General features: G+C 61.7%; 23 protein-coding genes and 1 tRNA gene. 16 read left to right on the top strand and 8 right to left on the bottom strand.

What is annotated here, in order from left to right; all coding sequences use genetic code 11:
- Positions 1-42 precede the first annotated feature (42 nt).
- From SFY93_RS21455 to SFY93_RS21440, 4 genes are all read left to right on the top strand, one after another.
- Positions 43-1,140, top strand: a complete 1,098-nt coding sequence (locus SFY93_RS21455) for a sensor histidine kinase (protein WP_320444530.1) — start codon at positions 43-45, stop codon at positions 1,138-1,140.
- A 201-nt stretch (positions 1,141-1,341) separates the two neighbouring features.
- Positions 1,342-2,730: a patatin-like phospholipase family protein gene (locus tag SFY93_RS21450; RefSeq protein WP_320444529.1), complete on the top strand. Its 1,389-nt coding sequence runs from the start codon at positions 1,342-1,344 to the stop codon at positions 2,728-2,730.
- 87 nt (positions 2,731-2,817) lie between these two features.
- On the top strand, positions 2,818-4,302 hold the full coding sequence (gatB, locus tag SFY93_RS21445) for an Asp-tRNA(Asn)/Glu-tRNA(Gln) amidotransferase subunit GatB (RefSeq protein ID WP_320444528.1): 1,485 nt from the start codon (positions 2,818-2,820) through the stop codon (positions 4,300-4,302).
- A 1,415-nt stretch (positions 4,303-5,717) separates the two neighbouring features.
- Positions 5,718-5,987, top strand: coding sequence for a hypothetical protein (locus SFY93_RS21440; protein ID WP_320444527.1), 270 nt, complete (start codon positions 5,718-5,720; stop codon positions 5,985-5,987).
- A gap of 45 nt (positions 5,988-6,032) precedes the next feature.
- Here the strand turns inward: SFY93_RS21440 and SFY93_RS21435 are convergent, their stop codons facing one another.
- Both SFY93_RS21435 and SFY93_RS21430 read right to left on the bottom strand, forming a co-directional pair.
- Complete coding sequence (locus SFY93_RS21435; protein ID WP_320444526.1) at positions 6,033-7,223, bottom strand: MFS transporter; 1,191 nt, start codon at positions 7,221-7,223, stop codon at positions 6,033-6,035.
- A gap of 128 nt (positions 7,224-7,351) precedes the next feature.
- Positions 7,352-7,744: an AprI/Inh family metalloprotease inhibitor gene (locus tag SFY93_RS21430; RefSeq protein WP_320444525.1), complete on the bottom strand. Its 393-nt coding sequence runs from the start codon at positions 7,742-7,744 to the stop codon at positions 7,352-7,354.
- A 151-nt stretch (positions 7,745-7,895) separates the two neighbouring features.
- Here SFY93_RS21430 and SFY93_RS21425 point away from each other — a divergent pair, with 151 nt between their 5' ends.
- Positions 7,896-8,222 carry a hypothetical protein gene (locus SFY93_RS21425; protein WP_320444524.1) on the top strand — a complete coding sequence of 109 codons (327 nt, stop codon included), beginning with the start codon at positions 7,896-7,898 and terminating at the stop codon, positions 8,220-8,222.
- Positions 8,223-8,684: 462 nt separating this feature from the next.
- Here the strand turns inward: SFY93_RS21425 and SFY93_RS21420 are convergent, their stop codons facing one another.
- Positions 8,685-9,584, bottom strand: a complete 900-nt coding sequence (locus SFY93_RS21420) for an AraC family transcriptional regulator (protein ID WP_320447819.1) — start codon at positions 9,582-9,584, stop codon at positions 8,685-8,687.
- Positions 9,585-9,758: 174 nt separating this feature from the next.
- On the opposite strand from SFY93_RS21420, the gene SFY93_RS21415 reads away from it, so the two are divergent.
- The 4 genes from SFY93_RS21415 to SFY93_RS21400 all read left to right on the top strand — a co-directional run bounded on the left by SFY93_RS21415 (position 9,759) and on the right by SFY93_RS21400 (position 12,212).
- Positions 9,759-10,517, top strand: coding sequence for an SDR family NAD(P)-dependent oxidoreductase (locus tag SFY93_RS21415; protein ID WP_320444523.1), 759 nt, complete (start codon positions 9,759-9,761; stop codon positions 10,515-10,517).
- A 29-nt stretch (positions 10,518-10,546) separates the two neighbouring features.
- Positions 10,547-11,221, top strand: a complete 675-nt coding sequence (locus SFY93_RS21410) for a glutathione S-transferase family protein (RefSeq protein ID WP_320444522.1) — start codon at positions 10,547-10,549, stop codon at positions 11,219-11,221.
- A gap of 28 nt (positions 11,222-11,249) precedes the next feature.
- On the top strand, positions 11,250-11,846 hold the full coding sequence (locus SFY93_RS21405; RefSeq protein ID WP_320444521.1) for a cysteine hydrolase family protein: 597 nt from the start codon (positions 11,250-11,252) through the stop codon (positions 11,844-11,846).
- A 66-nt stretch (positions 11,847-11,912) separates the two neighbouring features.
- Positions 11,913-12,212: a putative quinol monooxygenase gene (locus tag SFY93_RS21400; RefSeq protein WP_320444520.1), complete on the top strand. Its 300-nt coding sequence runs from the start codon at positions 11,913-11,915 to the stop codon at positions 12,210-12,212.
- 441 nt (positions 12,213-12,653) lie between these two features.
- On the opposite strand, the gene SFY93_RS21395 is transcribed toward SFY93_RS21400, so the two are convergent.
- Positions 12,654-12,744, bottom strand: a tRNA-Ser gene (locus SFY93_RS21395).
- 680 nt (positions 12,745-13,424) lie between these two features.
- On the opposite strand from SFY93_RS21395, the gene SFY93_RS21390 reads away from it, so the two are divergent.
- Positions 13,425-14,954: a porin gene (locus SFY93_RS21390; RefSeq protein ID WP_320444519.1), complete on the top strand. Its 1,530-nt coding sequence runs from the start codon at positions 13,425-13,427 to the stop codon at positions 14,952-14,954.
- A 145-nt stretch (positions 14,955-15,099) separates the two neighbouring features.
- Here the strand turns inward: SFY93_RS21390 and SFY93_RS21385 are convergent, their stop codons facing one another.
- The gene (locus SFY93_RS21385; RefSeq protein WP_320444518.1) at positions 15,100-17,331 is read right to left on the bottom strand and encodes a lytic transglycosylase domain-containing protein; all 2,232 of its coding nucleotides are present in this window, start codon (positions 17,329-17,331) and stop codon (positions 15,100-15,102) included.
- A gap of 19 nt (positions 17,332-17,350) precedes the next feature.
- Positions 17,351-17,617 (bottom strand): hypothetical protein, encoded by a 267-nt coding sequence (locus tag SFY93_RS21380; RefSeq protein ID WP_320444517.1) that lies wholly within the window; start codon positions 17,615-17,617, stop codon positions 17,351-17,353.
- Here SFY93_RS21380 and dapA point away from each other — a divergent pair.
- The 4 genes from dapA (at position 17,604) to SFY93_RS21360 (ending at position 20,167) form a co-directional block, all read left to right on the top strand.
- Entirely contained in the window at positions 17,604-18,497 is an 894-nt protein-coding gene (gene dapA, locus SFY93_RS21375; RefSeq protein ID WP_320444516.1) for a 4-hydroxy-tetrahydrodipicolinate synthase, read from the top strand. The genes SFY93_RS21380 and dapA overlap by 14 nt on opposite strands.
- A gap of 100 nt (positions 18,498-18,597) precedes the next feature.
- The gene (gene mscL / locus SFY93_RS21370; RefSeq protein ID WP_089263809.1) at positions 18,598-19,014 is read left to right on the top strand and encodes a large conductance mechanosensitive channel protein MscL; all 417 of its coding nucleotides are present in this window, start codon (positions 18,598-18,600) and stop codon (positions 19,012-19,014) included.
- 65 nt (positions 19,015-19,079) lie between these two features.
- Positions 19,080-19,553, top strand: a complete 474-nt coding sequence (gene smpB / locus SFY93_RS21365) for an SsrA-binding protein SmpB (protein WP_068732465.1) — start codon at positions 19,080-19,082, stop codon at positions 19,551-19,553.
- A gap of 38 nt (positions 19,554-19,591) precedes the next feature.
- Entirely contained in the window at positions 19,592-20,167 is a 576-nt protein-coding gene (locus SFY93_RS21360) for a peroxiredoxin (protein WP_320444515.1), read from the top strand.
- On the opposite strand, the gene SFY93_RS21355 is transcribed toward SFY93_RS21360, so the two are convergent.
- Both SFY93_RS21355 and SFY93_RS21350 read right to left on the bottom strand, forming a co-directional pair.
- Positions 20,164-20,874: a uracil-DNA glycosylase gene (locus tag SFY93_RS21355; protein WP_320444514.1), complete on the bottom strand. Its 711-nt coding sequence runs from the start codon at positions 20,872-20,874 to the stop codon at positions 20,164-20,166. The genes SFY93_RS21360 and SFY93_RS21355 overlap by 4 nt on opposite strands.
- Positions 20,855-21,481, bottom strand: a complete 627-nt coding sequence (locus SFY93_RS21350) for a LabA-like NYN domain-containing protein (RefSeq protein ID WP_068732474.1) — start codon at positions 21,479-21,481, stop codon at positions 20,855-20,857. Before SFY93_RS21350 ends, SFY93_RS21355 begins: the two co-directional genes overlap by 20 nt.
- 369 nt (positions 21,482-21,850) lie before the next feature.
- Here SFY93_RS21350 and rpoZ point away from each other — a divergent pair, with 369 nt between their 5' ends.
- Together rpoZ and SFY93_RS21340 are read left to right on the top strand one after the other, a co-directional pair.
- Positions 21,851-22,243, top strand: coding sequence for a DNA-directed RNA polymerase subunit omega (rpoZ, locus tag SFY93_RS21345; RefSeq protein WP_068732476.1), 393 nt, complete (start codon positions 21,851-21,853; stop codon positions 22,241-22,243).
- Between the two features lie 153 nt (positions 22,244-22,396).
- A complete protein-coding gene (locus SFY93_RS21340) occupies positions 22,397-24,718 on the top strand; it encodes a RelA/SpoT family protein (RefSeq protein WP_120292108.1) in 2,322 nt (773 codons plus the stop codon).

Genomic DNA, 24,718 nt, shown 5'->3' with positions numbered 1-24,718 from the left:
CGGTGCACTTGGCCATGCTTTGTCCATGAGCATGGACCGTGCATGAGCACCGACGACGGGCTTCCGCCTTCCCAACAGGTCGACCAGATTCTGGGTTCCCCGAAGCTTGCGCAGGCGATCGAGAGCGATCGCTACAAGCATCTGCTGGATCATGTTCCCGTTGCGCTCGCCATCTCGCGCGGATTGGGTAGCGAACAGCAGGTTGTCTACATCAACAGGGCCTTCGAGCAACTGATGGCAATGGCGCCGGCCGATGTCGAAGGCCAGAGCTGGACCTGCCTCGACGGCTTTCTCAACGAAGACAATCAGAGCCAGACACTCGGCGAGGCAATCCGCGACGGCGAGGATTTCATCGGCGTGTTCCGGCCGTCGCTGCCGCTGGAACGGCTGGTGATCGTGCAAGCCTATGCCTCGGTGATCGAAAGCGACGACGGCGTCGAGAATTTCCGGATCGCCGCGCTGGTCGATGTCGGCGGCCGCGAGCGTGCGCAGATCGAGCAGTTCGAGAACCAGATACGCGACCGCGACATGCTGATGCGCGAGCTGCAGCATCGGGTGAAGAACAATCTGCAGCTCATCACCGCGCTGGTGCGGCTCGAAGCCCGCTCGGCAGTAGAAGGCGAGGCGGTTGCGCTTGGCCGGCTGGCGAGCCGGATCGATGCGCTGACGGTGCTGTACCGGACGCTGTCCGACGAGAATGCGACGCCCGAGATCGATCTCGGCCAGTATCTATCGGACATCGCCAATGCGGTGATGGCTGCCAGCGCGACGGCGGATATCACGCTCGACGTGCAGGTCGGCTATTGCCCGATGTCGATCAATATCGCGATGCCGGCGGGACTGCTGGTCAACGAGATGCTGACCAACGCGCTGAAATACGCCTTCATCGGCCGTGCCGGCGGTCAGATCAAACTGATCTGCAAGCTGGAAGGCGGCCACGTCACGGTGGTTGTCGCCGATGACGGCATCGGCCTTGGCGAAGGCCAGGAGTGGCCGTCGCCGCGCAAGCTCGGCGCGCTGATCCTGCAGACGCTCAAAGAGAATGCGCCGAACGTGAAGTTCAATGCCGAGAGCATTCGCGGGCAGGGCAGCTGGTTCACGCTGGTATTCGATGCCGCGCCGGGCACGCAGCTGAACTGAGGATTGGCGCCGCGCCATTTGGCGCGCACCCTGTTTCACCATTCATTAGCCACGTTGCTGGCGCGATTGGTGCCGGATCGTCAGTTTGCATCGAATTGCAACGCTTTACGGTAATATCTGATTGAGATTCCGGATTGGGGACCGTCCGGACACGGTCCGTGCCGTTTGGTGCGGCCGTCTTGTGGGATCGGTAGAAAAGTGATGAGTGCGTTGCGTTCGATCGGTGTCGTGGTCACGACCTGTGCACTGCTGCTGGGCTGTACGTCGGTCTACAACCTTCCTGCCAACGTGCCGCTAGCCGGCGCCTCCCTCGATCCCAATCTCGACGCCGTTTTCAAGGATGCTGCCGAACAGGACGACCTGCTGATCGGATTTTCGTTCTCCGGCGGCGGCACGCGCGCTGCGGCGTTCTCGTTCGGTGTCCTGGAAGAACTGGGCAGCATTCGGATGCGCGGCGCATCCGACACCATGCTGGAGCGCATCGACTTTCTGTCCGGCGTTTCCGGCGGTTCGGTCACCGCGGCCTATTACGGATTGAAGAAGCGCGCGGCGCTGTCTGATTTCCGCGAGCGCTTCCTGCTGCAGAATGCCGAGGCCGGACTGACGACGCAGTTGTCGCTCGGCACCATCGGCCGTGCGCTTGGCGGCGGCATCAATGACTCCAAGGGCTTCACCAGTTGGCTCGACGCCAACCTGTTAGAGAATGCGACCTTCGGCAGCCTGCACAATCGCGGTTCGCTGCGAGTCTGGATCAACGCTTCGGACATCTATAACCGCGTGCCGTTCGTGTTCGACAACACGGCCTTCGCCGCGATCTGCAGCGATCTCAGCAAATATCCGCTGTCGGGCGCCGTGGCTGCGTCGGCCGCGGTGCCGCTCGCCTTTGCGCCGGCCGTGGTGCAGGCCTTCCCCGGTACCTGCAGGGAGCCGCTGCCGCCCTGGGTCGCGCGCGCAGCCGCGAACCGCAATGCGTCGCCGATGTTGAGTGCCTATTCCAAGGCAGTGATGCGTTACCGCGACGGCGCGGTGCCTTACATCAAGCTGTTGGATGGCGGGCTGGTCGACAATTACGGCGTCTCTGCGCTGACCATCGTGCGCGAATCCTCCGAGACGCCCTATGGGCCGATGACACCGCAGCAGGCCGTCCGGCTGCGCCGCGGAATCTTCATGGTGGTAGATTCCAAAGTCGGTCTCTCCGGCAACTGGATCAATACGGTGGAAGGGCCTGAAGGCATTGATCTGATCAAGGCTGCGGTGGACACCACTATGGATGCCAGCATCGGCTCCAGCTACACCGCATTCGACCGAACCATGAATGACTGGCAATCGTCGCTGATCAAGTGGCGCTGCGGTCTGTCGGTGGCAGATCGTGCCCGCTATGGCGTGCGGCCGGGGTGGCGCTGCAACGATCTGCAGTTCTTCGTTGGCCGGCTTGGGTTCGATCAGCTGGATCCGGCGCGTGCCGCAGTGCTCGAAGCCGTTCCGACGCGTTTCCAGCTGCCGCAGGGGCAGGTCGATGACTTGATCCTGGCCGGTCGCGAGACGTTGCGTGCCAGCTCCGTGTTCAGGGCTTTCGCTTCGGGCATCTGATCGGATAGGGGCAAATGCCCTGGAAGCGACGCTGGAAAGCCTCACTGGGGGTTTTCCCGCGCCCGCGGTCGCGGTAGAAACCGCTCCATGAACGCACCTGTCAAACCTTCGAAGCTCATCAAGGGCGCCACCGGCGACTGGGAAATGGTCATCGGTCTGGAAATCCACGCCCAGGTCAATTCTCACGCCAAGCTGTTCTCCGGCTCGTCCACGGAGTTCGGGGGCGCGCCGAACAGTCATGTGTCCCTCGTCGATGCGGCGATGCCGGGCATGCTGCCGGTCATCAACGAGGAGTGCGTGAAGCAGGCGGTGCGCACCGGCCTCGGCCTGAAGGCGCAGATCAACCGGCGTTCGACCTTTGACCGCAAGAACTACTTCTATCCGGACCTGCCGCAGGGCTACCAGATCAGCCAGTACAAGTCGCCGATCGTCGGCGAGGGCGAGGTCACGGTTGAGCTGTCCGACGGCGAGACCATCACCGTCTGCATCGAGCGTCTGCATCTCGAACAGGATGCCGGCAAGCTTGTGCACGACCGCAATCCGTCCAGTACCTCGGTCGATCTCAACCGCTCGGGCGTGGCGCTGATGGAGATCGTCTCCAAGCCCGACATGCGCTCAAGCGAACAGGCCCAGGCCTATGTGTCGAAGCTGCGCACCATCCTGCGCTATCTCGGCACCTGCGACGGCGACATGGAGAAGGGCAACCTGCGCGCCGACTGCAACGTCTCGGTCCGCAAGCCCGGCGATCCCTATGGCACCCGCTGTGAGATCAAGAACGTCAACTCGATTCGCTTCATCGGCCAGGCCATCGACTACGAGGCGCGCCGCCAGATCGGCATCCTCGAGGATGGCGGGGTGATCGATCAGGAGACGCGGCTCTACGATCCCAACAAGGGCGAGACCCGCTCGATGCGCTCCAAGGAAGAGGCGCATGACTACCGGTATTTTCCTGACCCCGACCTGCTGCCGCTGGAATTCAGCGAGGACTATGTCGCCGCGCTGAAAGCCGAGCTGCCGGAACTGCCGGATGAGAAGAAGGCGCGGTTCATTAGCGCGTTCGGCCTGTCGGCCTATGACGCCGCCGTGCTGGTGGCCGAGCGCGAGAGCGCCGAGTTCTTCGAGACGACGCTCGCCGGACTTGCCGACAAAGCGCGCGACGGCAAGCTCGCCGCCAACTGGGTGATCAATGAACTGTTCGGCCGCCTCAACAAGGAAGGCCAGGACATTACGTCGTCGCCGGTGTCGGCGGCACAGATGGCTGCCATCATCGACCTGATCGGCGCAGGCGTGATCTCCGGCAAGATCGCCAAGGACCTGTTCGAGATCGTCTGGACGGAAGGCGGCGACCCCCGCGCGCTGGTCGAAGAGCGCGGCATGAAGCAGGTGACGGACACCGGCGCGATCGAGAAGGTGGTCGACGACATCATCGCAGCCAATCCCGACAAGGTGGCGCAGGCGCAGGCCAAGCCGGCGCTGATGGGCTGGTTCGTCGGCCAGGTGATGAAATCATCTGGCGGCAAAGCCAATCCGCAGGTCGTCAACGACCTCCTCAAGAGCAAGCTCGGCATCTGACAATTGCCCTTTCGATGACCGCGGCGCCGCCTCGAGCGGCGCCGTTTTCGTTTCAGCGGACCGCGTTGGTGCGTCGTAACCTAGGCGATGAACGGTCGCGCGCGCGGACTCAGATCGCGAATCGGCATGCCGTCAGTCGACAGAAAGTGCGGTTGTGGCCAGCACCGATAAGTCGCGAACGCGTTTTCCCGAAAAATATTTTCATTGCCAAAAATACCGACTCAGAGTCCGCAGCACCTGTTTTGAGTGCCCCGACTCACGCTTGGAGACGGCAAAAGTTTGTGTAGTTGTTTGATAGTACGAATTGCGGGCGCTCGGAAAAAATAAGCACTTTCCGCAATCTTGACATTTGTGGACGCAGAGTTTCCGGGCGTTTTTTGCCCCGCCTCGCGTGCCGGATTTCAAGTTGTGACTGAGCCCGTGGGGGAAGTGGCGCGTTGCGCTCATCAACACTTCCTTAAGCGGGAGACTGTTCTTTTGAAATCGTTGGTGTATTCGGGATGAAGTGCATTTCGATTCCCGAGTGCACGCAGCGATCAAGTCATCTCTTTATGGAGGGCAACATGGCCAAGAAAGCTACGAAGAAGGCAGTCAAGAAGACCGTCAAGAAGGCAGCGAAGAGCGCTGTGAAGAAGACCGCGAAGAAGACCAAGAAGGTCGCCAAGAAGAAGTAACTTCTTCTGCCACGATCGACGCCGGTGGCAACGCCGGCGACGTCACGAGAGCCACGACGACAATTTGCTTCTCGAAGCGGATATTGATCGCAGCTCTGGTCGACGAAAGAGGGTGTCGGCGAGACATCAGGTCAAACGGCTGGACCGTCACTTCGAGGCAGAGCTTGCTCTCGCCGCGAGCCGGTCCGGCAAAGAAGCCGGTCATTCCGTGATTGGCGTTCTTTATTCGGTGCGGATCATTGGTCCGCAGTTTCATCGGTGGCTCCGGCCACATGAGATATGATCCTGACGTGTTGCCGACGCCCTCGTTTTTGCCGGTGCGGTTCATCCCCGGCGCTTTGAATTTTCCGATCCCGAATAGCTTTTGATCGCCTCGCTGTGACGTATCTCGCGTTGGCGTCGTCGCATGCGCGGAGCAGGCCCTTTTAATATCCCTGGTCGCCGCCGCTTACCTCTGGTCGCTGACGCTGTCGCGATGGTTACGGCATCCCCAAACAGCAGGGTAAACCGAATTCCGCGAAAATGCAGAAAACCCGCATAAATACTGGGTTTCTGGCCGCGTACGGACCCGTTCCGGCTTCGGCTCTTCAGATTTCGTTCATCGCGATGCTTAAACTGCTCTTCAAATTTGATCGGTCATATTGATCCCAACAAGCCGGCAAACGGCGGTTGGGATTGCATCAAATAACGGACGGGAGCCGCGCTCGGTTGGGGGCGGCAAAAGCAAAAAAGGAATGACCGATGTTTCAGGGACAGATCGATTTCGAAGCTGCGATGCCGATCGCAGAGACCGCCATCCAGGACGTGCTGTTCGAGCGCGGTCTGTACTGGGCGTCGGGCCGCTCGGGGATCGTTGACCTCGTCGCCGCGCACAAGTGGTTCAATCTCGCTGCCCTCAAGGGCCGGGTCGATGCCATCCCGATGCGCCGCGAAGTCGCCGAGATGATGTCGGAGGTCGAGATCGCCGCCGCGCAACGCGATGCCCGCGCCTGGCTGTCGACGGTTCACTAAGCAAGCTCAGGCAATGTTTGTGGTCGCCCCTGGGCGACCAGCGTGTCACGACGGATCGCTCGCGGGTTCGCTCACCTTGGTGAGACGCCAGAGCAACGCCGCTGATACGGCAAGGAGCGCCGAGGCCAGACCCGCATTCGCCAGGAAGTCCTGACGAGCGCCGTAGAGCCAGGCGCTGGCTATTCCACCAACCGTGGCGCCGGTCTGATAGACCGCGTTGAGAACCGCATTGAGGCTTCCCCGTTGCGAAGCCGCTACCAGCAACATCGCGCTGCCGAGCATCAAGGCCAGCGTTAGATCGCGCCCGAAGGCGAACAGCGCGTAGCCGATGGCCTGATACGCGAACATGCCGTTGCCGAATGGCATCAGCAGGACGACGGCCGCCGTGCCTGCGAGCACGAACACGCCGAGCCCGAACGGATGTCGAAACATCCCGATCAGACGTCCGGACAGTAGCGCGCCGATCAGACCGCCAATTTCCCCGATCAGAAGCATCGTACCGACAACGGCCGGCCCTTGGGCGGCGAGAGCGTGCTGTACGAGCCAGCTCGGATACAATCCGAGAAAGATGAAGGTCGCCGCCGCCCAGAGGAAATATGCGGCGAGCAGGAAGCTTGCGCCGCCGTCGGTGGACAGCGACAGCAGGCGTCGCCGATAGGCCTGCGCCGTGATCGGCGCGTCTGACAGTGCGTCGGGATTTGTCGCGGGCAGCCGTGAGGCGGCGATCGCCAGCGTAAGCGCCACCATCCCCAACAGGATCAGCGGCAGTTGCCAGGCGAGCAGGCCGCCGAGAAAAGTGCCGAGCGACATCGAGCACAGAAATGCGATCGGCGCGGCCGACGTGACATAGCCCGCCACGCGCGCGCGGGCAGGGGCGGGGATGTAGTCGGCCATCGCCGCATAGACCGACGCGCCGATCATCGGCATGAACAATCCTGTGGCGGCCCTGCCAAGCGCGATGAGCGTCGCGCTATGTGCCCCCGCGGTCAGCAGCAGCACCACGCCGCATCCGGCAGCGCCCGTGACGATAAACCGCTTGCGGCCGAAGCGGTCGATCAGCGGACCCAGCGCCAGATTGACGATCAGTGCGGTCACAGGAAAGGCAGCCAGCACCGTGGCGGCTTGTCCGGGTGACAGGCCGATGTCCGACTGAATGAACGGCAGCAGCGGGATCATCATCGCAATGTTGAAATTCACGACGAAGAATGCCGTCCAGAGTACTGCAATGATGAACATATGGTCCCGCTATTGGATTCCGCCGATGTCGCGAATGGTCGATGCCAGTTTCATGCCGCGCGACGGGGAAGATAGCCGCCCGCATGATTTCGACGGTCGAGGCCTTCGGGCTGTGGCGTGCAGGGCCGCTACTTCTTGACGATGGTGAAGATGCCGTCGGTCTCCGGTTCCGCCACATAGCGGTTGTCCGGCGTCGAGAACTGGATGCGCAGTTTGCGGGTCGCGTCGGCAAAGCCGATCGTCCAACCCTCATAGAGCCGCCACGCCGCGATTTCGTCCATGACGGGGAAAGTCCTGGCGCAGTCCTTGGCGACGTCGATCTGTGAGCCGCCGATGGTGCTTTCGCTCTTCAAAACCACGCGGCAGCGTTTCCTGCCCTTGGCGTCCTGGAGTTCCCAGGTCGCGTAGATATCCCTGAGCAGCGCCGGATCGACCTCCTTGAGATCCATCAGCTTGAGGGTCTGCCCCGAGACGGCAGATGAGGTCGCCATCGCGACGGCCATCACGGCAGCCCATTTCATATCGCGCACTCCCTCGCATACTTACAAATGTACCGTATCCACGTCACGGCCTTGTTACGAGCATCACGGTTGTAACGGGCATGTGCGCCCCAATGTCTGTCTCGTCGCCTGCAACGAGGCCGAGAGGCCGCGCAACAAAAAGGACAACGCCATGTCGACGAAGAAACTTACGCTCCCATCGATCATCCGCGCCAGCGGCCTTGCGACGCTGGTGGGTATTGCCATCGGCGCAGCCCAGCCTGCAGTTGCTGCATCGGCGCCCGCATATCCGCAATCGATCAGCCCGTCCGCTGCTGTCACATCCACCGATATCAGTGCGGCACGCAAGAACCGGCAGGTGAGGCGCGCATCTCCGCGCGATGCTTATGGCAGCTATGTTGGCGGGGGCAGCTATGTCGGCGGGGCAGGCGGGGTATCGCCGTCCTATCCCGGCTACGGTTACGGCGTTGGAGACAATTCGCGGAATCAGACCTGGTAGGTCAGCGTCCAGGATTTGACACCTCGGCGGCGACCGTGAGCGTCGTCCGGGGAGGGTGTCCATGCTGTTGTAGGAGGTGATGGCGGGCCGCACGGCGATGATGAGCAATATTGCTCCGCCTTAGCGCTATGACGCCGGAGACCAAGCACTCAAGAACAGCGGAATATACGACTGCCCACGATCTGGCGCTTCGCCCACAGGGGACGGCTTCCGATGTCCCGGTCGTCCCTATGGGTCTCCATAGCTTTAGCCAGACAGAGCGCCGAAAAATCCAGTCGATTAGTAGGCGGCCGTCTTCGTCCGTCCCGATCATTGGTCCTGTGCCATCGGCACGACGTTGCGCCTCATGCTTGCCGAAGAGGCTGGTAAACTCGGAAGTCGAACGCGACAGCTCGCCATTTCGCGATGACCGCCGGCTCCCTTGAACAGTCTGGAGCCAGCAGCATCGAAGCTGACAGCCATCTAATTGATCATTTGATTGTCAATTGACTGCCTGAGCCTGCGAACGTCGCGGACGGGCGGAGCCCCGAATTGCCGCAGATATTCGCGGCTGAACTGAGAGGCGCTTTCATAGCCGACCGCATAGGCGACGTCGGAGGCACTATGGTCGCCGGCGAGCAGCAACTGGCGCGCCTCCTGAAGGCGTATCTGCTTCTGATACTGGATCGGGCTCAATCCAGTCAGCGCGAGAAAGTGGCGATGCAGGCTCGCCCGGCTCATGCCAGCAGCTTCGCACAGAGCCTCGATCCGCAGCCGCGTATTACCGCGGTCGCGGATCCATTCGACCGCGCGGCGGATGCCGCCGATCGCGCCTTCTGGGCGGGCGATGTGGCGCAACAGTCGCCCCTGCGGGCCCTGCAGGAGACGATAAAGCAATTCGCGTTCGGCCATCGGCGCGAGCGCCGGGATGTCCGCGGGCGTGTCGAGCAACGCCAGCAGTCGCAGCAGCGTGTCGCGCAGCGGCGGAGTCATCGGATTGATCGCGATGCCGCTGCCTGGCGCGTCCGCGTCGCGCACCGCCGGCATCGTCGATGCGACCTCGGCGAGAAGTGCCGGATCAAGGACTAACGAAATCGCCACATAAGGACTGCCGTCGTCAGCGTCATGGATCTGGCCGCTCAAGGGTAGATCGAGTGCGCTGACCAGATATTGAGACGCGTCGTAGCGCAGCAGGTCGTCGTGGATGGCCACCTCTTTCGATCCCTGCAGAATGAAGCAGATCATCGAGCGGTAGAGACACGGTGACGTTCCCGAGGTCGTTTGTCCTACGCCGATTTCCAGGCGCGGGATCGGCGTCAGGGTCATTCCGGTCCGCCCGTGGCGGAGCGCGATATCGCGATGCGGCTGTAGGTTGTCGGTCATGCCAAGGAGTATGACACCAATCCTCACGCCTGAAAAGAGCCTGAGACAATTAGGCAAGCAATTGAGAGCATTAGGCGGGGCGTCGGACACAGCAATCGCCTACCTGACTGGCAGCGAAATGCGACGCCTCAGCGGCGTGCCGTCTGGAAAAATCAATTCACAAGGAACCTAGCCATGTCTCAGAAGATCGCTCTCATTACCGGCGCCAGCCGCGGCCTCGGTCGCAACATGGCGCTGCATCTCGCCAGGCGTGGTGTGGGCGTCATCGGCACGTACCGAAACAGCGCCGCAGAAGCCCAGTCACTGGTTGACGAGATCGAAGCCCTGGGCGGCAAGGCGGCGATGCTGGCGCTCGACGTCACCGATACGACAAGCTTTTCCGGCTTCGCGCAGGCTGTCACCGACACGCTGGGGACGACCTTTGGCGTCGACCGGTTCGATTATCTGGTCAACAACGGCGGCGAGGGCATTTATGTCATGGTCGCCGACGCGAGCGAGGAGCAGTTTGACCAGATGGTCGACATGCACCTGCGCGGGCCGCTGTTTCTGACCCAGAAGCTGCTGCCGCTGATCGTCGACGGCGGGCGCATCCTCAACGTGTCCTCGGGCTTTGTGCGGACGACCATGGCCGGTTATGGCCTCTATGCCGCGGCCAAGGCGGCAATGCAGACGCTGACCAAGTTCATGGCGGTCGAACTGGGTGCACGCCAGATCCGCGTCAACGCGATCGCGCCAGGCGCCATCGCCACCGACTTCGTCGGCGGCCGCGTGCGCGACGACAAGCATATCAACGACTTTGTTGCCGGTAATATCGCGCTCGGCCGCGTCGGCCAGCCCGACGATATCGGTGGCGCGGTCGCCGCGATCCTGTCCGACGATCTCGGTTGGGCTAATGGCACGACGTTCGACGTGTCGGGCGGCCAGTCGCTCTGATCTCTGTTCCAGCACATCGAGACACCATCATGACCGAGCAAAGCCTCACTCTCGTCAGCCACCCGCTGTGCCCATTCGTCCAGCGTGCCGCGATCGTCCTCCTCGAAAAGGGGGTGGCGTTCGGCCGGGTCAACGTCGATCTATCGGCCAAGCCTGACTGGTTTCTGGCCCTGTCGCCGACCGGCAAGGTGCCGGTGCTGAAGGTACGCCAGTTGAACGGTGAGGAGGCGATCCTCTTCGAAAGCGTCGTGATCTGCGAATATTTGAACGAGACGCAGGGCGGCGCGGCGATGTATCCCGACGATGCATTGCTGCGTGCCCGGCATCGCGCCTGGATCGAATTCGCCACCCAGACCTTTACGGAGGGCTGGCAGTTCCTTCACGCCAAGGACATGGCGACCGCCGACGCCAAGCGGGCCGCCTTCCATGATCGGCTAAGCAAGATCGAGGCCGAACTGGGCGACGGCCCGTATTTCGCCGGGCCGGACTTTGGTCTGGTCGATGCGGTCTACGCACCGCTGTTCCGCTATTTCGGGATCATCGATCCGGAAGTGGCGGACCCGATCTTCGCGGGCCTGCCACGCGTCACGGGGTGGCGCGCGGCGCTCGCTGAGCGACCCAGCGTCAAGAACGCCGTAATCGACACCTATCCCGACCTGTTTCGCGACCACCTGTGCCAGCAAGGCGCGATGATCGCCGCCTGACCCTAACCACCATCCCAGGAGTTATAACATGACCGACGCATCCAAGAGCGCGCTGATCCTAATCGAATATGTCAACGACTGGCTCTCGCCGACCGGTGGCATCTATCCGGCGTTTCAGGACCGGGAGCAGGTCGACACCGCTATCGCCAATTCGAAGATCATCCTCGAAGAGGCCCGCCGTCGCGGCCTGCACGTGATCCACGCAGCGCTGAAGTTCGAGCCGACCTTCAAGGTGCTGGGCGAGGCCAAGTACGGCCTGCGCAAGATGACGCGCGACCATGGCGCGTTCCTGGGCGAGCAGGCCGATTTCTTCCCCGGGTTCGAGCCGGCGGCGGGCGAGCATGTCGTTCGCGAGCGCGCCGGCGGCAGCAGCGTTTTCGTCGGAACCACGCTCGACGGCTACTTGCGCAACAACCGCATCGACGAGATCTACCTGTCGGGCTTTTCGCTGCGCCAGTGCGTCGAGTCTTCGATGCGTAATGCCCACGACCTCGGCTACCACACCAACGTCATCTACGACGCGTCGGCCGGCTATACTCGCAAACAGCAGGACGACTTCGTCGCCGAGATCGCCCCATTTTACGCCAACGCCGTCACCACGCAGGCGTTCGTGGCTAAGGCATAATCCGCCGCTGGACCCGGCCCGGTTATAGGGCCGGGTTTCCGTCGGCCGTAGATGCGAGGCGATACGATGATTGGGATCAGGGTCGAACTCACCATCGCGCCGGGTAACACCGACGCATTCGAACACGCCTTAGCGGTCCAAGCCGCCGCAGTGCGTGCCAACGAGCCGGGTAACCGCCTGTACGAACTGTTCAAGTCAAGCAACACGGCCGGCAGCTACACGCTGATCGAAATCTACGAGGACGAGGCCGCGATCGCCGCGCACCGGACATCGTCGCACATGGCGGCCAATCGACCGCTGACCGCGCCGTTCTTCGCCACACCGCCCGTCATGCACGTGTTCACGGTTGTGCCGCACTCCCTATGACCGACCGACGGTCGAGCTATAGCGTGATGACGGCGGTACAGGTTCTCCACCAGCTAGGTGCGATCGCCGTACAGCACCTGGCCGCGAACGGCACTAAGCTTTTCTTTGGGGGGTGAAAATGACGACACAGTCGTCGTGGCCGACACCTTCGAAACGTCACTTCGCTGTTAGGCGCGGCGCTTCCGTCAATATAGACGACTCGGCCGGGTGTACATCCGGAGGCCTTGGTATCGGGCGCCGCAGCTCTGCTCCACGGCTCCAGGCCTGAGCTGCAAGATCAGTGGCTTAGGTGATACCCCCACGGGTTAAAGTCCCTGAGCCAAAATCACCGAAAAAGTCTAAAAAGGGCAACAATTCGCGCAACAAAACGTGCAACATGTGCAACGCTGGGATTTCAGCGGCGTTGTTTCTGTTACGTTATTTTCAGCAAAAAAGAGGTGATGGCGGAGCCGGAGGGATTCGAACCCTCGATACCCTTGAGAGGTATGCCGCTTTAGCAAAGCGGTGCCTTCAGCCACTCGGCCACAGCTCCATCATCGCTGCATATGCCCGACACAGACGAGAGCCGCAAGCACCAGATCGCTGTCGGCATCGTCTGTTAGCAGAATTCGGCAGTCTGCGCCGTCACGCCGCCACGTCCGATGTGGGCAAGCCTCTATATACAAGAGCGTGCGGCCGCAGGGGATACAGTCAGGGCGTTGGGCCCGTAAGGCGTTGAACGACTGCGAATCCACATCGATCGCCTGTCAGATTTGCCGGTTCACAGGAATCGGGCGATTCGGCCCGAGGCGTTGCAGATCGCTCAATTGCATCGCGTGCGGGTAGGGGAGTGTTTCTGCTCGTTACGGGATCGAGGACGCCTTGAAATGCGGCGCCAAAAATTCTTTTGTGGAAACAGTTGCTTGCCGGGAACGTGCATTCACGAGCCCGTGTGATTTTAGCAACACAGCCTAGGAAACGGCCGAATGGGGGCGGCTTTGAGGCGTTCCATTGTTGCGGAGCGAGACACCTTAGGAGATGGTCTCGGTGCGACGGAGGGGGGCATCCCGAGGTCGTCCCGTAAATTGGTTCATCCTGAACCTCGTCGGCACGTTTGTGCGGCGGGTTTTGAGATTCGGAGCGTTTGCGGGTTGTCAGGGATTAAGGGGACTTGTCTTCAGGGTGGCCTCCACCCCGTTGCAGAACCTTCCCTAAAGCAACTTGGAGGTTTACATGAAGACGATTAAGGGCCTTATCCTCGGCTCGACGGCAGCTCTGCTCGCCGTTGGCGGAGCTCAGGCAGCCGATCTTCCCGTCAAGGCCAAAGCGGTCGAATACGTGAAGATCTGCTCCCTCTACGGCGCGGGTTTCTACTACATCCCGGGCACCGACACCTGCATCAAGATCGGCGGCGCGATCCGTTTGGACACCTCGTTCAACGCGGCAGCTTACGACGTTCCGTTCTATCAGGGCGGCGCAGGTGGCAATAATCTTTGGACCAAGGATTATTTCATCACCCGCGAACGCGTCAACGTGACCACCGATACGCGCACTGCCACCGAATACGGTGTCGTTCGTACCTACGCGAACATGCAGTTCGACTTCTCGCAGAACCGTGAATCGATCGCTGGCGGCTTCACCGAAGTCGACTTCGCGTTCATTCAGTTCGCAGGCTTCACCTTCGGTAAGGCTGTCTCGCAGTTCGACTCGCAGTGGGCTCTCTCGAAGCCGACCATTTCGTCGGGCTTCATCGCCGGTTCGCACAACACGACCGGCATCCCGCAGCTCGCCTACACCGCTTCGTTCGGTAACGGCGTGTCGGGCACGATCTCGATCGAAAACGCCTCGCCCTACCGCAATGCTGGCCTCTGGAACACCGCAGGCTTCATCACCGGACCCGGCGCGAGCACTTTTACTGCGGGCGCTTACGGTTCGACCTCGAACACGTTCCTCGGCAACGCCTACGGCGGCAACCACATTCCTGACGTTGTCGGCAACATCCGCCTCGACCAGGCTTGGGGCACCCTGCACTTCGGCGCTGCGATGCACGCTGCGACACCCGGGTTCTACGCGGGTAACGAAGCAACCGGCCATGCCGACGACAAGTACGGTTTCGCAGTCAACGGTGCGGTTGAGTTCAAGAACCTGCCCACCGGTGCTGGCGACAGCCTGAAGCTCGAAGCAACCTACGCCCAGGGCGCTGCCAAGTACGTCTTCGGTGGTACCAACGATTCGTCGGGCGCTGGTCGTTACGCGAAGGTCGACGGCAACACCATCGGCTTCGGCTATGTGCTCGACGGCGTTTACACCACCGGCGGTCAGATCACGCAGAGTGAAGCATGGTCGGTCGCTGGCTTCTATGAGCACTACTGGAACCCGGCATGGCGCACGTCGCTGTTCGGCAGCTACAGCAGCATCACCTACGGTGATGGCAATGCTCTGATGCTGGCAGCGTTCTCGGGCGCTGGCGCCAACGGTCCGGGCACCTCGTCGACCAGCAACCCTGGCACTCGTGCAGGTACCTTCGTCGGCACCGGCAACTTCGACTTCGCCGTTGCCCAGATCGGTACCCGTACCGCCTGGACCCCCGTCAAGAACCTGACCCTGTCGGCTGAATTCACCTACAGCCGCCTCGAGCAGAACCTCAACGGCACCTACACGACCATTGGTAGCGGCATGAGCGGCAAGCCGGCCGGCACCGTGCTGAACACGAGCAACCAGAACCTCTACAACGGTTCGGTGCAGATCCTGCGCTCGTTCTAATATCGACTGCCTCACGGCAATCGCTATCTGAAACAAAGACCCCCGGCAGGAAACTGCCGGGGGTTTTTGCTTGCATGGATGACGTTGACCGCGACGCTGCGACCCCTCCCCGCAATGACGGTGGTGAGTTCGTGCTGTTGTCGCGTTATTCGACGCTCGTGCTGCCGCGATGCAGGTCGGCCTCGATCTGCAGCCTTGAGCCACCGCCGAAGCGGGCGCGATAGACCTGCAGGTTCTCCATGATGCGCTGGACGTAGTTGCGCGTTTCCGAGAACGGAATCGACTCGACCCAGTCGACGGGATCGACCTTGGGGTCACGTGGATCGCCGTAGCGTTCGATCCACTTGCGCACGCTACCGCGCCCGGCGTTGTAGCCGGCGAAGGTCATGATGTAGGAGCCGCGATAGTCCTCGAGCAGGCCACCGAGTTCGGCGGCGCCCAGCGTGGCGTTGTAGACCGAATCGCCCTTGAGGCGCGCGAGGTCATAGGTGCCCCCATGTCGCTTGGTGACGTATTGCGCCGCGCTTGGCGTCACCTGCATCAGACCATAGGCCTGGGCCGGCGATACGACGGCCGGATTGAACGCGCTTTCCTGCCGCGCGATCGCATAGACGACAGCGGATTCAACTTCGGGCCCGATCGGGCGGTAGCTCGGAATGCCCGTTGTCGGATAGGCATAGTGATCGAAGGGCAGGCCGCGATTGAGCGCCGCCTTGCCGACCAGCAACGTACCGCGGGCATCCTTGTTCTGTTGCGCGAGCTCGGCAAGGCCGAGCACAGCTTCCGGATCGCCGTTCTCGCCCACGTCTGCGAAAATCGGTACGGCGATCTCGCGCTCGTCGAGCGCATAAAGCAGTTGCACGGCGCGAACGATCTCGAGCCGTTCGAGGCCGCGCGCACGCGCCGTCAGCGGACCGCTGATATCGAGCTGTGGCAGGCCGAGCTTCGCGCGCGCGAGCTGGCCGTAATAGCTGGTGGATTGCTCGGCCGCGCGCGTATAGGCGGCGCGGGCCTCCTGGCTGCGGCCTGCGGCTTCCGCAGCACGGCCCTGCCAGTAGCCGGCGCGGGCCAGCGCTGTCGGATTGACGCTGCCGACGCCGATGCGGGCGAAGTGCTGCGCGGCCGTTGCCGGGTCTTTCAGGAAGCGCAGCGCGATCCAGCCGGCGGTGAACTCCTGCTCGGTCTTGTAGATGTCGCGGGCGGGCAGGGCGGCATCGCGTGCGACGAGATAGGCCGAGCGGTGTTCGCCGACGTCGAGCAGCTTGCGTGCGAGCAGGCGCCGCTCGATCCACCATTCATCGAGATTATGCAGGCGATGCGGCTCGCGCGGCGCTGCGATCATCAGCCGCGCGGCTTCGCCGAATTTCTCTTCGCGGCGCAGCTGCTGAATGCGGCTGAACATGTAGCCGGGATCGCTATGTAGTTCGGAGGGCACTGCAGCGAGAAGGGCGTTCGCATTGGATGCCTTTTTCGTGACGCCGATGCGCGCCCGGGCCAAGGCCATCTGCGCGCCGCCAAGACGCTTGGCAGAGCGCAGCGCGGCATCTGCATCGCTGCCATAGAGCAGCATGTCCATGCGTGCCTTGTGGTCGCCGGGCGTGATCAGCGGACCGAACATGTCGATGGCCATGTTCTCGGTGTCGCCCGATATCGGATCGCTGCGCCACGCGTCGCGGATGAGGCGCTCTGCGCCGGCGCGGTCGCCGCGCGCGAGCAGCGACTTGGCGAGGGCGAACTTGCCCTTGGCGGAAATCGGCTTCTCACTCTCGAAATAGGACTGGATCGCGGAGTCGTCGCGCTTGTCGTCCCACAGCGCCGCTTCGATGCGGCGACGCAGGAAGGTCTGTGACGGCCAGCTCGGATTTGCTGCGACGAAAGCGCGGTAGCGCTCGACCGACGCGCCATTGTCATCGCTGCGCAGATAGATCCATTCGCCGAGCTTGCGCGCCACCGGATCGCCAATCGTTTGCACGACCTGCGCGGCTTCCGAACCCTTGCGCTTGCGGATCAGCTCAATGACGTTTTCGAGTGTTTCGGCATCTGCCTGTGGTGTGGATGTCGTTGCCGCGACGGCTGCGCGGGCGACCGGCTTCTTGGCAGCAGGGGGGATGGCCGCGTGCTGGCGGGTGGCGGGCTGGATCGCGGGAGCCGGGCTCGCAGCATCTGGCGCGAGTGGCTTCGCCGGGGCCGCCACGGCCGTGGGAGCCTGTGCTGCACTGCGCGCAATGGGGCGCGCCTTCGGCAATGGAACCTTGGTGGCTGCCCAGGCCTCGACGGCCAGCACCGATACCCCGACCGCCAGCGCCAGACCGGAGCCCAAGGCTGTCCGTTGCAGGGCCGTTCGCCGCGCCGTTGTCGTGAGAAATAGGTGCTTCACGGCATTCCCTCGCGGCGAATCAGACGATCGCACGCATTCCCATGATGTATTTGATTGAAACGGTGACCAAATCGTCAATTTCTGCAACCGCGCGCTCCTCTCTGCCCGGCCACGGCGGCGAAATCACGGCCAAACGGGCGGTAAGCCGCGCTGAAACCAGCCGGAAACAGCCTTGGGCGGTCTTTCGCCGCAGCCGCAGACTCGATAAGACTTGCAGTTCAATCAATCGGTTCAAGCAGACGGCTAAAGCCGCATCGCGTTCGGAGCAGACCATGGCAGCCACCAAGACGAATTTCCGGGGGTCTTACACCGCGCTGGTCACGCCGTTCAAAGATGGCGCGCTGGACGAGGCAGGCTTTCGCGCGCTCGTCAGCTGGCAGATCGCCGAGGGCAGCAACGGGCTCGTTCCGGTCGGCACCACGGGCGAGAGCCCGACGCTGAGCCACGAAGAGCATTACAAGGTCGTCGAATGGTGCATCGACGAAGCCAAGGGCCGCGTGCCGGTGATCGCTGGCGCCGGGTCCAACTCCACCAAGGAAGCGGTGGCACTGGCAAAGCACGCCGAGAAGGCCGGCGCCGATGCGGTGCTGGTGGTGACGCCGTATTACAACAAGCCCACGCAAGAGGGCATGTATCAGCACTTCAAGGCGGTGAACGACGCGATCGGCATTCCGATCATCATCTACAATATTCCGCCCCGCTCGGTGGTCGATATGTCCGTCGACACCATGGCGCGCCTGTATGAGCTGAAGAACATCGCCGGCGTGAAGGATGCCACCGCCGATCTCGCGCGCGTTTCCAAGCAGCGTCACGTGATGGGACCGGATTTCATCCAGATGTCCGGCGAGGACATGACTGCGCTGGCCTATATGGCGGCGGGCGGCCATGGCTGCATTTCGGTGACGGCGAATGTTGCGCCGAAGCTGTGTGCCGAACTGATGTCGCTGGTGCTCAAGGGCGACTATGCCGGGGCGCTCAAAATCCAGGATCGCCTGACACCGCTGCATGACACGATCTTCAAGGAGCCGGGCCTCGCCGGCGCCAAGCACGGCCTCGCTTTGCTGGGCCGCATCAAGGAAGAGGTACGTCTGCCGTTGATGACGGTCACGCCGCCGACGGGCAAGGTGATCCGCGACGCCATGGTCTTCGCGGGCCTCATCAACTAGGCATTTGCATCAACCGGGTGTTGAGTGACCTTGGCTGCGTCATCTCTCCTTATTTGTAAGCGCGTACGCGTCGTTCGTTGAAGACAAAAAGGAATTGCAAATGCTGAAGGAATTTCGCGATTTCGCGATGAAGGGCAATGTGGTCGATCTCGCCGTCGGCGTGATCATCGGCGCAGCCTTTGGTGCCATCGTCTCGTCGATGGTGGCCGACGTCATCATGCCGATCATTGGTGCGATCACCGGCGGTCTCGATTTCTCGAATTACTTCACGGGTCTCTCGAAATCCGTTACGGCAACCAATCTGGCCGACGCCAAGAAGCAGGGCGCCGTGCTGGCCTGGGGCAGCTTCCTGACCCTGACGCTGAACTTCATCATTGTCGCCTTTGTCCTGTTCTTGGTGATCCGCTTCATGAACCAGCTGAAGCGCAACGATGCCGCCAAGCCGGTTGAACCGCCGAAGCCGACCCGTGAAGAAGAACTGCTGACCGAGATTCGCGACCTGCTCAAGAAGGCCTGAGCCCAAGGCTTGGGTCGGGCATTCGCGGTACCTATATTCGGTCAGCACGCTGAAAGTATTGAACGATGGCCGAAAAGAACGAACGCCCGATCAAGGTGATCGCTGAGAACCGCAAGGCGCGGTTCAACTATGCCGTCGAGGATACGGTCGAGGCAGGTATCGCCTTGACCGGGACCGAGGTGAAGTCGATCCGCAACGGCAAGAGCACCATTGCGGAATCCTACGCCGACCCGAAGGACGGTGAGATCTGGCTGATCAACTGCAACATCCCTGAATATCTGCAGGCCAACCGCTTCAACCACGAGCCGAAGCGGCCGCGGAAGCTGCTGCTGCATCGCAAGCAGATCAACAAGCTGATGGGTGCGGTAGAACGCCAGGGCATGACCCTTGTGCCGTTGAAGATGTACTTCAACGAACGCGGCCGCGTTAAGCTGCAGCTCGCGCTGGCAAAGGGCAAGCAGCTCCACGACAAGCGCGCGAGCGAGAAGGACCGCGACTGGGGCCGCGAGAAGGGCCGTCTGTTGCGCGCGCGGGGATAAGGCTGGGCGTCGCCCATTCTTTCAAACAAGAGGATGAGATGACGCAAGGCAACCTGCTCGAAGTCGACTGGAGCAAGATTCCGGGACCGGAAGACGACGGTGCCGCCAATCATCTGACCGGCATGACCATCCCACCGGTTAGCCTGCGCGCCACCAACGATACCGCAGTTACGCTGTCCGAACTCACGGGCCGCACCGTGGTGTTCGGCTATCCGCGCACCGGAGAGCCCGGCAAGATCGGGCTGGTCGATGACTGGGACATGATCCCCGGCGCGCGTGGCTGCACACCGCAAACCTGTTCATTCCGCGATCTGTTCGCGGAGCTGAAGGCTGCTGGCGCCAAGCATGTGTTCGGCCTGTCGACGCAGAGCAACGCCTATCAGACCGAAATGGCCGGGCGGCTTCATCTGCCGTTTCCAGTGCTGTCGGATGAGCAGCTCGAGCTGAGCGATGCGCTCAGCCTGCCGACTATGGATGTTGCCGATCAAACGATGATCAAGCGCCTGGCCATGATCATCGACGACGGCAAGATCACCCATGTGTTTTATCCGGTATTTCCGCCGGACCGGAACGCGGGCGACGTGCTGGACTGGTTGAAGGCCAACCCGGTCTAGGCCTGCGCCAGATCCGCCTTCACCCGCGCAAACACCGCACGAAACATCTCGGGCGTCAGCACGCGTGTGTTCGTGTTGTATCGCGAGCAGTGATAGCTGTCGTAGAGCTTGAAGCGGCCGACATCGTGAACGGCGCCGTGCGCAAAGGGCGCTGTCACGGCGCGAATGCCGAGCGTCCTCAGCATCGTGTCGTGGGCGACGCGACCCAGCAGCACGATGGCGCGCAATCGTGGCATGGTGTCCATCGTGGCAATCAGAAACGGCCGGCAGGTGGTGATCTCGACGGGCAGTGGCTTGTTCTGTGGTGGCACACAGCGCACGGCGTTGGTGATCCGGCAATCCTGCAGCATGAGCCCGTCATCAGGACGTGCTTCATAGGTGCCGGACGCAAAGCCGAAATCCAGCAAAGTCTCGTAGAGCAGGTCGCCGGCATAGTCGCCAGTAAAGGGACGCCCGGTACGATTGGCGCCCTGCACGCCCGGTGCGAGGCCCACGATCAGCAGCGCTGCATCCGAGGTGCCGAAGGACGGCACGGGGCCGTTGTAGCCGTCTGGATCCTTCTCGCGCACCGCCATACGGTAGTCGACGAGACGTGGGCAAAGAGGACAATCGCGCCCGGGGTCGGTCGAAGTACCGGCGGAAATCGCGGATGCGATCACCGCCGGCTGTTGTCTGCTGAGTTGCGTCTTAGTCTTCGAAATCTTCATCGCCTCGGGGCGCCATGGTGGTCGCGCGCTGCAGGAATTGCGGCGTCTGGTGACGCGGTTCGCGCGGAGCAGGGCGCTCTGCCGGATCGCGGCCAAGCTTGCTCTGTAGTTCCATGAGATCGGTAAACACGTCTGCCTGCCGGCGCAACTCGTCGGCGATCATGGGTGGCTGGCTCGAGATGGTGGACACCACTGTGACGCGGACGCCGCGACGCTGCACGGCTTCGACCAGGGAGCGGAAGTCGCCATCGCCCGAGAACAGCACGATCTGGTCGACATGTTCGGCCAGTTCCATGGCATCGACGGCGAGCTCGATGTCCATATTCCCCTTCACCTTGCGTCGGCCGGACGCATCGATGAATTCCTTGGTGGCCTTGGTTACCACCGTATACCCGTTGTAATCGAGCCAATCGATCAGCGGGCGAATCGACGAGTATTCCTGATCCTCGATAATGGCGGTGTAATAGAAGGCCCGGACGAGGGTCCCGCGGCTCTGAAATTCCTTGAGGAGGCGCTTGTAGTCGATGTCGAAGCCGAGGGTCTTGGCGGTGGCGTACAGATTGGCGCCGTCGATGAAGAGTGCGATCTTGTTAGATGTGAGGGACATCAAGTTTTCTCATGTGGTTTGTTGTTGTTAGCGTTTTTGGCGCGACTTCGTCGTTGCGCATTTGAATCACATTTGTCGTCCGCTCTTCGTCGGATCGGCCTTATTGACGCCACGCAATCAGCTGGTCTGGAACTGCCCGAATATGCCGATCCATCTTCCCTTGCAATGAAGCCTTTTGGTGTCGAGATATCCGCTTCTGGCCAGATGGTGTCACCGCTTCTGCGGTCTTTTTGAGGGTACCATAGTGCGGCAGAAAACCAAGCCAAGAAGGACGCAATTCCAAATTGGTCCTTGCGAATGCCGCAAAGCCCCTATACCTACGGGACTTAATCATCATATTCGGTCCCACAACAAACGGAGCGACATTTTATGGCGCGCGTAACCGTCGAAGATTGCATCGATAAGGTCGACAACCGGTTCGACCTGGTGTTGCTGGCAGCACACCGGGCACGAATGATCTCGTCCGGTTCACAACTTACGATTGATCGCGACAACGACAAGAATCCGGTTGTTTCGCTGCGCGAAATCGCTGATCAGACCATTTCGCCGGAAGATCTCCGTGAGGAACTGGTCCATTCGCTGCAGAAGTTCGTGGAAGTCGACGAGCCAGAACCGGATACGATTCCGCTGATCGGTTCCGCCGGCGCCAGTGTCGATGCTGACGACACCGAAGTGGCCGTCGAGCGCATGACCGAAGAAGAGCTCCTCAAGGGCCTCGAAGGGCTCGCTCCGCCGGAAGAGCAGCCCGAAGAAGACGAGTAAAGCGATACACACGGTTTTTTGCTTAACCGTTTTGATTATCAGTCATCACAAAGGCCCGGACATGCTTCCGGGCCTTTGCTTTTGCAGTCCGTTTCGGGGCAAACTTGAGATGAAGAATCCAGGTCGCTGCTGACCGGATCGAACGAGGCTAGGATGGCGACTTCGCGCCGTAATAAACGGCAGATGCAGGCTGCGAACGACACGGTCGCCGCGGTCTCGCCAGTTTCGCCTGAAGCGCTGTCTGCAGAGACGCCAATTCCGGCCAAGGTGCCGCGGACGTCCCGTGTCCGGATGATGCGGCAATACGATCTGGTGGACCGCGTCCGGGCCTATAACCCGAACACCGATGAGGATCTGCTCAACCGCGCCTATGTCTATGCCATGGTCGCCCATGGCGAGCAGACACGGGCCTCCGGCGACCCGTATTTCTCCCACCCGCTGGAAGTGGCGGCGATCCTCACCGACCTCAAGCTCGACGACGCCACCATCGTGGCGGCGCTGTTGCACGACACGATCGAGGACACCGAGGCCACCCGGACCGAAATCGACAAGCTGTTCGGCGCCGAAATCGGCGCGCTGGTCGAGGGCCTGACCAAGCTGAAGCGGCTCGAACTGGTGTCGCGCGAAGCCAAGCAGGCCGAGAACCTGCGCAAGCTGCTGCTGGCGATCGCCGACGACGTCCGCGTTCTGCTGATCAAGCTCGCCGACCGTCTGCACAATATGCGGACGATGGAGTTCATGCCGCCAGCCTCGCGCCGTCGCATCGCCGAGGAGACCCTCGACATCTATGCGCCGCTCGCCGGCCGTATGGGTATGCAGGCGATGCGCGAGGAGCTTGAGGAACTGTCGTTCAAGGTGCTCGATCCCGACGCCTATCTGGTGGTGATGCAGCGCCTGGACTCACTGACCGAACGCAATCGCAACCTCATTGACATGATCGAGAGTCATCTCTCCACGAAGCTGGAGAAGAACGGCATCGCGGCGCGCGTCACCGGCCGACGCAAGAAGCCGTTTTCGATCTGGACCAAGATGAAGCGCAAGTCGGTCGGCTTCGAACAGCTGTCGGACATTTACGGCTTCCGCGTTGTGCTGCAGGACATGGAGGCGTGCTACCGCGCACTTGGGGTCGTGCACACCACCTGGCCCGTCGTGCCGGGCCGCTTCAAGGATTACATCTCGACGCCGAAGCAGAACGATTATCGCTCGATCCACACCACGGTGATCGGCCCCGGCAACCAGCGCGTCGAACTGCAGATCCGCACCGAGGACATGAACAGCATCGCCGAATACGGCATCGCCGCGCATGCGTTCTACAAGGATGGCATCGGTTCGCCGACCGAAATGCTCAAGCGCGAATCCAACGCGTTCTCGTGGCTGCGCCATACCATCGGCATTCTCTCGGAGAGCACCAATCCGGAAGAATTCCTGGAGCATACCAAGCTCGAACTGTTCCACGACCAGGTGTTCTGCTTCACGCCAAAGGGCAAGCTCATCGCGCTGCCGCGCAATGCCAATGTGGTCGACTTCGCCTATGCCGTGCATACCGACGTCGGTAACAGTGCAGTTGGCTGCAAGATCAACGGAAAATTCGCGCCGCTGTCGTCCGAACTGCAGAACGGCGACGAAGTCGAAGTGCTGACCTCGGCCGCACAGCAGGCGCCGCCATCCGCATGGGAAGGCCTGGCGGTCACTGGCAAAGCGCGCGCCGCCATTCGCCGTGCGACGCGAACAGCGGTCCGTGATCAATATGCCAGCCTTGGCCGCCGGATCGTCGAGCGCCTGTTCGTGCGCGCCAAGATGGAATATTCGGACGACCAGTTGAAGGGCGCGCTGCCGCGTCTGGCGCGCACGTCTATCGACGATGTGATGGCCTCGGTCGGCCGCGGCGAATTGCGCGCCGCCGACGTCGCGCGTGCGATGTATCCCGACTACAAGGAAGAGCGCATCGGCCGCTTTTCGGCCAACAACAAGAAGTCGACGGCGGACAAGGTCAGAACGCCGGATGGCGCGGCACGCTTCACCTCGATCATCTCGATCGGTGGCGTCGATTCCGATCTGCCAATTAAATTCGCTCCGAACGGTGGCGCCGTGCCGGGCGACCGTATCGTCGGCATCGTCACGCCGGGCGAGGGCATCACGATCTATCCGATCCAGTCACCGGCGCTGAAGGATTTCGAGGAAGAGCCGGAGCGCTGGGTCGACGTGCGCTGGGATATCGATGAATCCTCGCCGCAGCGTTTCCCGGCCAGACTCTTTTTGCAGAATGTCAACGAGCCCGGCAGTCTGGCGCAGATCGCCCAGGTGATTGCCGACCATGACGGCAATATCGACAATATCAGCATGCATCGACGCTCGCCCGATTTCACCGAACAGACCATCGATCTCGGGGTCTACGACCTCAAGCATCTCAGCGCGATCATCAATCAGTTGCGCGCCAAGGCTGTTGTCGCCAAGGTCGAGCGGGTCAATGGGTAG

The organism is Tardiphaga sp. 42S5 (assembly GCF_034044155.1).
Classification (GTDB): Bacteria; Pseudomonadota; Alphaproteobacteria; order Rhizobiales; family Xanthobacteraceae; genus Tardiphaga; species Tardiphaga robiniae.
This window is presented reverse-complemented; position numbering and strand designations above follow the sequence as displayed.

Coding starts and splice junctions, on each gene's coding strand:
- mscL (WP_089263809.1), top strand. CDS start 18,598: ATGCTGAAGGAATTTCGCGATTTCGCGATGAAGGGCAATGTGGTCGAT.
- SFY93_RS21400 (WP_320444520.1), top strand. CDS start 11,913: ATGATTGGGATCAGGGTCGAACTCACCATCGCGCCGGGTAACACCGAC.
- SFY93_RS21440 (WP_320444527.1), top strand. CDS start 5,718: ATGTTTCAGGGACAGATCGATTTCGAAGCTGCGATGCCGATCGCAGAG.
- SFY93_RS21390 (WP_320444519.1), top strand. CDS start 13,425: ATGAAGACGATTAAGGGCCTTATCCTCGGCTCGACGGCAGCTCTGCTC.
- SFY93_RS21355 (WP_320444514.1), bottom strand. CDS start 20,874: ATGAAGATTTCGAAGACTAAGACGCAACTCAGCAGACAACAGCCGGCG.
- dapA (WP_320444516.1), top strand. CDS start 17,604: ATGGCAGCCACCAAGACGAATTTCCGGGGGTCTTACACCGCGCTGGTC.
- SFY93_RS21450 (WP_320444529.1), top strand. CDS start 1,342: ATGAGTGCGTTGCGTTCGATCGGTGTCGTGGTCACGACCTGTGCACTG.
- SFY93_RS21455 (WP_320444530.1), top strand. CDS start 43: ATGAGCACCGACGACGGGCTTCCGCCTTCCCAACAGGTCGACCAGATT.
- smpB (WP_068732465.1), top strand. CDS start 19,080: ATGGCCGAAAAGAACGAACGCCCGATCAAGGTGATCGCTGAGAACCGC.
- SFY93_RS21430 (WP_320444525.1), bottom strand. CDS start 7,744: ATGAAATGGGCTGCCGTGATGGCCGTCGCGATGGCGACCTCATCTGCC.
- SFY93_RS21350 (WP_068732474.1), bottom strand. CDS start 21,481: ATGTCCCTCACATCTAACAAGATCGCACTCTTCATCGACGGCGCCAAT.
- SFY93_RS21340 (WP_120292108.1), top strand. CDS start 22,397: ATGGCGACTTCGCGCCGTAATAAACGGCAGATGCAGGCTGCGAACGAC.
- SFY93_RS21420 (WP_320447819.1), bottom strand. CDS start 9,584: ATGACCGACAACCTACAGCCGCATCGCGATATCGCGCTCCGCCACGGG.
- SFY93_RS21360 (WP_320444515.1), top strand. CDS start 19,592: ATGACGCAAGGCAACCTGCTCGAAGTCGACTGGAGCAAGATTCCGGGA.
- SFY93_RS21410 (WP_320444522.1), top strand. CDS start 10,547: ATGACCGAGCAAAGCCTCACTCTCGTCAGCCACCCGCTGTGCCCATTC.
- SFY93_RS21435 (WP_320444526.1), bottom strand. CDS start 7,223: ATGTTCATCATTGCAGTACTCTGGACGGCATTCTTCGTCGTGAATTTC.
- SFY93_RS21425 (WP_320444524.1), top strand. CDS start 7,896: ATGTCGACGAAGAAACTTACGCTCCCATCGATCATCCGCGCCAGCGGC.
- SFY93_RS21415 (WP_320444523.1), top strand. CDS start 9,759: ATGTCTCAGAAGATCGCTCTCATTACCGGCGCCAGCCGCGGCCTCGGT.
- SFY93_RS21405 (WP_320444521.1), top strand. CDS start 11,250: ATGACCGACGCATCCAAGAGCGCGCTGATCCTAATCGAATATGTCAAC.
- gatB (WP_320444528.1), top strand. CDS start 2,818: ATGAACGCACCTGTCAAACCTTCGAAGCTCATCAAGGGCGCCACCGGC.
- rpoZ (WP_068732476.1), top strand. CDS start 21,851: ATGGCGCGCGTAACCGTCGAAGATTGCATCGATAAGGTCGACAACCGG.